The organism is Thiorhodococcus mannitoliphagus, from assembly GCF_010915725.1.
GTDB classification, from domain to species: Bacteria; Pseudomonadota; Gammaproteobacteria; order Chromatiales; family Chromatiaceae; genus Thiorhodococcus; species Thiorhodococcus mannitoliphagus.
Genome location: NZ_JAAIJR010000200.1, coordinates 1 through 6814, shown reverse-complemented (window position 1 = coordinate 6814; position 6814 = coordinate 1). Strand labels below are relative to the sequence as shown.

Annotated in this window: 4 protein-coding genes and 1 pseudogene; 2 read left to right on the top strand and 3 right to left on the bottom strand. The window is 64.3% G+C overall.

The annotated features are described in order from the left end of the window. Together G3480_RS24535 and G3480_RS24530 are read left to right on the top strand one after the other, a co-directional pair. Nucleotides 1-287: pseudogene (locus tag G3480_RS24535) on the top strand (hypothetical protein); the annotation flags it as partial. A 225-nt stretch (nt 288-512) separates the two neighbouring features. Next, nucleotides 513-668: a hypothetical protein gene (locus tag G3480_RS24530; RefSeq protein WP_164656855.1), complete on the top strand. Its 156-nt coding sequence runs from the start codon at nt 513-515 to the stop codon at nt 666-668. Between the two features lie 654 nt (nt 669-1322). Here G3480_RS24530 and G3480_RS24525 read toward each other — a convergent pair. The 3 genes from G3480_RS24525 to G3480_RS24515 are packed head-to-tail and all read right to left on the bottom strand — an operon-like array spanning nt 1323 to nt 5533. Further along, a complete protein-coding gene (locus G3480_RS24525) occupies nt 1323-2816 on the bottom strand; it encodes a DHA2 family efflux MFS transporter permease subunit (protein WP_164656858.1) in 1494 nt (497 codons plus the stop codon). 21 nt (nt 2817-2837) lie between these two features. Further along, the gene (locus tag G3480_RS24520) at nt 2838-3818 is read right to left on the bottom strand and encodes an HlyD family secretion protein (RefSeq protein WP_164656857.1); all 981 of its coding nucleotides are present in this window, start codon (nt 3816-3818) and stop codon (nt 2838-2840) included. Continuing rightward, complete coding sequence (locus tag G3480_RS24515) at nt 3815-5533, bottom strand: chloride channel protein (RefSeq protein WP_164656856.1); 1719 nt, start codon at nt 5531-5533, stop codon at nt 3815-3817. Before G3480_RS24515 ends, G3480_RS24520 begins: the two co-directional genes overlap by 4 nt. Nucleotides 5534-6814: the final 1281 nt, after the last annotated feature.

Genomic DNA, 6814 nt, shown 5'->3' with positions numbered 1-6814 from the left:
ACATGGTCGGACTCGATAGGGTCAGTCTGTTGAGTAAATCCCATCTTAACCGGGTAAACTGTTATTCGGAAATCACCTTAGGTCTGGCCAGCATCCTGAGCGGACTGTACCTGGACTGGAAGATGGCCGTGTTCGGGCTCTTTCTCATCTTCAGCGGGGTTGTCATCGCCTTCCTGGACGACAACGCCCTGTTGATCGCAATCGGCGGCACGGCCACCATGGCCGTCATCGGGACCGCCTTCGTTTGGATCAGATACCACCAGAGCAGGGAATCTCAGGGTGCTTGAACCAGCAACACCCAGCCCATCGGCAGCCGAGCCAAAAGGCCCGGTTGCCGCGCTGGATGAGGAAGACTGGGGCAGGTCTTGTGTTTCGCATGCTTCGCCCGGTGAAGGATTCGCCTGACCTGCGAGAGACTCGGATTCGGAACGACCCGCGGGCGTCGTCGGCTTTGCGATAGGTCCGAGAAACGGCGGCAATCCTTCGATCACGCCTCGTGCCCGGACAATCCAATGTCCCACGATCAGTACTTCAAGAACCTCATCCTCGACTACCCGCACGCAGCGCTCGCCTTCTTCGCCGCCGCAGAGGCGGCCGACCTCGGCGATGATGTGCGCATCCTCCCGGCGCGCCAGGAGCAGTTGGCGGCCCAGATCCGCATCACCTAGGCCGACGCGCCAACCCTGCTCGAATGGTCCGAGCGGCGGGGCGAAAGGGACCCTTCTCCCGATTCCGCGGCCGATTCATCCTAAGAAAGCGCCCATCAATTGTTTCCCGATACGAGCGATCCCGCCCGAAATCCCCCCTAGCCCCCCTTTGCGAAAGGGGGGGAAGTTGTTGATGGTCACTTTCTAAGTCGGACAGGCTCCTAGGAGCGGGGCGCGGCTCCAGCCGCGCGTTCAGGGATATCCTCACAGGTGCCAAGGCGCAACTGCTGCGTCCCGTCGGCTCATCGCCTTTGTTTGCCGACCCTTCTTCGACGCTGGCGGCCAAGAGTAGACAGCAGTGCCGCAGTATCAGCGCGAACTGGCCGCCGTGCTGATCAATCCAAAGGCTCACGACGGTGATCACCGATGACGGCTCTCGATAGCCTTCTCGCCTTTGGGGGGACGTACTCATCCCGCCGCTCGATCGTCCGCTCAAATGACGTTCAAGCCTGAATCGAGGGCGAGGCGTCGATCATCGTTTCGGCCAGTCGTCTTCCGAGGGTGGACAAGCGCAGCGCAGTCCACCAACGCCGACGCGGGATTCGATGGACTTCGCGCTCGCTCGTCCACCCTACCGGCCCAACTGATGACCAAGGCCGAGGGCGACGGGCACCGTCATTTCCTCGCGCTCGGCTTCAAGAGCAACAACAAGGGCAGCATGAGCACGAAGCTCAGGGCGATCATGCCGAACACCTGGGTGAAGGCGAGCATGGAGGATTGGCGGCTAAGTGCGTTGGTGAGCAGCACGGCGGCGTTTGGACTGGACAGCGTCAGTCCCTGCACCTGGAGCCAGTGGTGCAGGGCCGGATTGAAGGGATTGATGTGTCCGCCGAGCTGGTTCCAGTCCGCCTGACCGAAGCGGCTGTACCAGGTGGCAGCGATGGACACGCCGATGGAGCTGCCGATGCTGCGGGCCAGGTTGTAGAGCCCGGCCCCCGCGTCGGTCTGTGACGCCGGGAGGGTCGCATAGGCCAGGGTGGAGAGCGTGACGAAGATAGACCCCATGCCGACGCCTTGGAGCACCCCGGGCCAGATGAGCCAGCCGGGGCTGATGTCGAGGTTGTACCAGGACATGATCCAGGTCGCGACGCCGGCCAGGGTCATTCCGGTCGCGATGATCCAGCGGGCGTCGACCCGCCCAGCGAGCCGCGCCACGATCAGCATGCCGAAGGCCGCGCCGAATCCGCGCGGGGCCATCACCAGCCCGGTCGTCTCGACCGGATAGCCCAGCAGGCGCTCCATGAGCAGCGGCTGGATGGCGATGGTCCCGAACAGCGCCAGTCCAAACACCAGCATGAGCGTCGAGGCCAACGCCAGGTTGCGATCGGCGAAGAGTCGCAGGTCGACGATGGGCTGCTTGGCGGTCAGCCCACGCCAGACGAAGAGCGCGAGCCCGGCGACCACCGTGAGGGTCAGCAGCAGGATGACGCCCGACTCGAACCAGCCCTCCTGATTGCCGCGGTCGAGCAGCGTCTGGAGGCTGCCGATGCCGACGATCATCAGCAGCGCCCCCAGCCAATCGGTGCCGGCCGCCTGGCGCGGGGTCTCGCGGATGCTGCGCGCGACCATGGCCAGGTTGAGCAGTCCGATCGGCAGGTTGATGTAAAAGACCCAGCGCCAGTTCAGATGCTCGGTGACCAGCCCGCCGATGGTGGGACCGAGGACGGGACCGAGCATCACCCCGATGCCCCAGATCGCCATCGCCTTGCCGCGCTGCTCGGCCGGGAAGAGATTCACCAGCACCCCCTGGGAGAGCGGGATCAGCGGCGCCCCGGCGACGCCCTGAAGCAGGCGGAAGAACACCATCTGCGACAGGGATTCGCTCAGTCCGCAGGCGGCGGAGGCGAGCACAAAGCCCGCAATGCCGACCAGCATCACGCGCCGGCGCCCGAAGCGCGCCGCCAGCCAGCCGGTCAGCGGGATGGTGACCGCCTCGGCGACGATATAGGCGGTCAGTACCCAGGTGACCTGATCCGCCGTCGCGCCCAGGGCGCCCATCATGTGCGGCAGCGTCACGTTGACGATGGTCATGTCCATGATGGCCATGACGGTGGTCAGCATCACGCTCGCGGCAGGCAGGATGCGCCCTGAGACGGCTATGTCGCTCATCTGAGCTGCTTCCTGCCGCAGCTAGTCGGCGGTGGTGTCGACACGGACCTCGGCGCTGGCCCCAACGCGCAGCGCCGGCACCGGGTCGAGGACACGCACGCGCACGGCGAAACGCTGCGTCACCTTGACCCAGTTGCCGGTCGCGTTCTCCGCCGGCAGCAGCGAGAAGGCGGCACCCGAGGCGGGGCTCAGCCCTTCCACTTCGCCCTTGAAGTCCTTGCCCGGCAAGAGATCGACCGAGATGGTCGCGGGCTGTCCCGGGCGGATGCGCGGCAGGTCGGTCTCCTTGAAGTTGGCGTCGACCCAGACATCCTGCCGCTCGACGAGCGCGAACAGGGCGCTGCCGGTGTCGACATAGCTACCCGGGCGCAGGTCGAAGTCGCCGACGACGCCATCGGCAGGCGCACGGATCTGGGTGTGCTCGAGATCGAGGCGCGCCTGATCCAGCGCCGCCTGAGCGGCCTTGACCGCCGCATTGTCGTCGCCCAGGGCGCCGCGCGCCGCCTTGGCCGCAACCAGTTCGGCCCGGGCGCTGTTCAGCGCACCCTGGGCGTCCAGCTTGGCCTGCTCGGTGCTGTCGCCCATATCCTTGGAAGCCGAGCCCTTGGCGACCAGATCGGCGATACGCTGGGCATGGCGCTCAGCCTCCTCGGCATTGGCCTGGGCCGAGGACGACTGGGCCTGGGCCGCCACGACGCGCGCGTCCGCTGCGGCCAGGCTCTCCTTCGCCTGCTGGAGCTGCGCCTCCGCCTGCTTCACCGCGAGTTGGAAGGGCGCAGGATCGATGGTCAACAAGAGATCGCCCGCCTTGACGGTCTGGTTGTTATGGACCCGTACCGATTCAATGGGGCCGTTGACCTGCGCCGCGATATGCACGACATGCCGCCCCAGATAAGCGTCCGAGGTCGCGGGATGCGCACTGGCGTAGTCGTGGTACCACCAGCCACCGCCGGCAAGCAGTGCGACGACGGGGAGGCCGATGAGCAGATGACGCAGATTCATCGCCGTTGTCTCCTTCTTGGACGTAAATAGGCCGGCGGGACATGGCCGTGGTGGGCGATCTCTTCGAGTGTCAGGGCCGCCAGGGCCGGATCTTGCGGGCGACCGGTGGCAGTGATGACCACCGCGGCCGCTCCAGCGGAGCGCAGGTGCGCCACCGCGTCGAAGACCGGGGTATCCGGCGGCTGCACCAGCGCGGGAATGGCCTTGGGCCCTCCGGCGGGCCAGAGCGCACGCACCTCCCCTTCCAGCCGCAGCACTTGATGGAAGCAGGCCGAATCGCGCAACGGTTTAGCGCCCTCTTTGGTCGGCGTATCCGCCAGATCGCCGATGCTGCGCAGGAGCATCCAGGGTGTATGCAGGGACTGAGGCACCGGCTGACCGCGACGCGAGAGCTTCATGCTGTAGAGGTTGTCCTGCATGATCAGACGGCGCATGCCATGGGCCGCGCCGACCACCAGGATAAGCGGCAGCACGGCCTGGTACTCGTGCGTCATTTCCAGAATCATCACCATGATGGTGAGCGCTGCCCCCGTGCCACCCGCGACCATTCCAGCCATGCCCATAACGGCGCAGGCGATGGGGTCCAGGGGCAGCTCGGGAAAGAGCGCACGGACCGCATAGGCGAAGGCTGCACCCAGGCAGGCGCCGATGAACATGGACGGTGAGAAGACACCGCCCGAGGCGCCCGAGCCCAGGGTCAAGGAGGTAGCCAGCAGCTTGGCAACGAGCAGAATCAGGAGCAGACCGGGCGCGGTCAACTGGCCATCGAGGATGTCCTGGATGGTGGCGTAGCCGACGCCCTGGACATAGTAGTGGCCATAGTGGCTGTGCAGCCCGAGCATCAGCAGCCCGACCAGCAGCATGCCGGCAGCATGGCGGCTGTAATAGTTGCCGGGCAGGCGCTCGAAGAAATCCTCGAAGCCATAGATACCACGGATGAGAACCACGGCTCCCAGACCTTGGATGACCCCCAGGATCAGGTAGGCGACCAGCACCTCGGGGGCGAAGCTCTGATGCATGCCGAGTTCGAGCGAGGGAATGACGAAGGATGGGCTGTCACCGAAATAGAGCCGGCCAACAGCGGTCGCGGTCACCACGGAGAGGATCATTGGGGCCAAGGTGCGCGGGCTGATCTCGGTCATGATCAGCTCGACGGCGAAGAGAATGCCGCCGAGCGGCGTATTGAAGGTGGCCGCGATGCCGCCGCCCGCCCCGCAGGCGATGAGGGCGATGCGCTGCCACTCCGGCAGGTGCGTCCACTGCGCGAGCGTCGAACCAAAGGCGGCCCCGATCTGGATGATGGGACCCTCGCGCCCGACCGAGCCGCCGGTGCCGATCGATAGCGCCGAGGCGAGCGATTTGACCAGTGCCACGGACGGGCGAATCCGCCCCTTCTGGTAGTAGATGGCGCCGATCACCTCCGGGACGCCGTGCCCCTTGGCCTCCGGGGCGAAGGTCTTGACCAGCCAGGCGACCCCGAGCGCACCCGCGACTGGGACGAGCACGATGAAGAGCCCGAAGGGGCTGGTCAGGGTGTGCTGATTGGCGTCGTAGGCGAGGGAGAAGATGCCGAAAAAGGCCAGGTTGTGGATGCCGCCGATCATGGCGCGAAAGAGGATGGCGCCAATGCCTGCGATCACGCCGACGATCACACCAAAGACGATCAGTTTGGGTACGAGCTGACCATATTCCTCGACTGGCTGTGAGTCGCGCATCCTGATCCCCAACGCAAGCTGTCGATACCGGACGGATTCCCCGATTCGACAGACCGATGTGCCTTGAATGTCTGGCGGACGTTTCTCCAGCGCCGCCCTCACCTTCGTCCTCAGCAAAGAGTTTGCCAGCGGCTCAAGTGACTGAATCGCAAACGAGAGGCAGGCTCAACGTCATTCAGCCAGGAGACCATTGGTTCATAAGAACCAGGCTTGCTGGTTCTTGAACCGAACGACCCTGCGGCTGAAAGGGCGTGGGGTAAGCCTTTCGCAGGATTGCGCAAGGGCTTGTTCGTGTTCCTAGGGTCGTGCTTTGATCCACGCTGCTTTCAGCTTGGCCTCGCGGCTTCCACCTTGCGCTTCACTAAGAAAGCGTCCATCAACAACTTCCCCCCTTTCGCAAAGGGGGGCTAGGGGGGATTTCGGGCGGCATCGCTCGTATCAGGAAACAATTGATGGACACGTTCTAAGGTTGTCGTCACGCTCTCCGGTGACCTCTTTGCAGGTCACAAGTCTTGGCCCATGCCGGGCACACTAGGGCGCAATAGCGATAGCCGATTGCGCCGCATGATTGGCAGGCTACTCGCCCCAAGAGACAACAAAACTCGCATGCCCCTCGCACTTCGGATCGCGTCCTGGGCGCCGCGCGAGGCGCATGCTGGGGGCCGCAGCGGGCTTCACCAGTGGGTGAATCAGCAGGAAACCCCAAGCTTGAAAGCGATCAGCCCATCGCAATGAAGCACAAAGCGGTCAACTAGCGAGTCTCGGTTTAGACCGCATCTCGACCACCGAGGTCGATGAAATCCCCAACGCCAGTCGGACGGCGGTTCTCAGGTGCGCTCCAGACCGGTCTGCTGTCGCCAAGGTTATCTCGTCACGAAATTCTAAGATTCGCTGCCTCTTTTCCTGCACTGCGACACCGACTGAGAGGCGGAGGAAGGATCCGTCCTGGACCGAGATCAGCCACTGAGCCAAGGCTCCCCGACTGACCTTCGTGTCCCAGGAGCGGACAATTGGGCTCTTTCCGTTGAAGTCTGCAATCTGCGAAACAGCTGCCGCTCGTCCCTCGCTCAGGGTGAGCGGGCAGTCCCTCGACTGCCGATGCCCTGGTCCTGAGCGCAGCAGGGGAACTAAACCGCGCCCAGAGCGGGATGCGTAACTTTCTGTGATCGCCTGAAACCCGTGCCGCGCACACGGTTCGCAGGCACCTTCACCGAATTACCGGAGTGATTTGTGTATGCTTGAGCTGGATCTCGTGAAATGGAGCCAAACCCCAGAGGATCT

Bases quoted from the DNA above. Each gene is read 5' to 3' on its own strand.
- G3480_RS24530 (WP_164656855.1), top strand. From the start codon at position 513: ATGTCCCACGATCAGTACTTCAAGAACCTCATCCTCGACTACCCGCAC.
- G3480_RS24525 (WP_164656858.1), bottom strand. From the start codon at position 2,816: ATGAGCGACATAGCCGTCTCAGGGCGCATCCTGCCTGCCGCGAGCGTG.
- G3480_RS24520 (WP_164656857.1), bottom strand. From the start codon at position 3,818: ATGAATCTGCGTCATCTGCTCATCGGCCTCCCCGTCGTCGCACTGCTT.
- G3480_RS24515 (WP_164656856.1), bottom strand. From the start codon at position 5,533: ATGCGCGACTCACAGCCAGTCGAGGAATATGGTCAGCTCGTACCCAAA.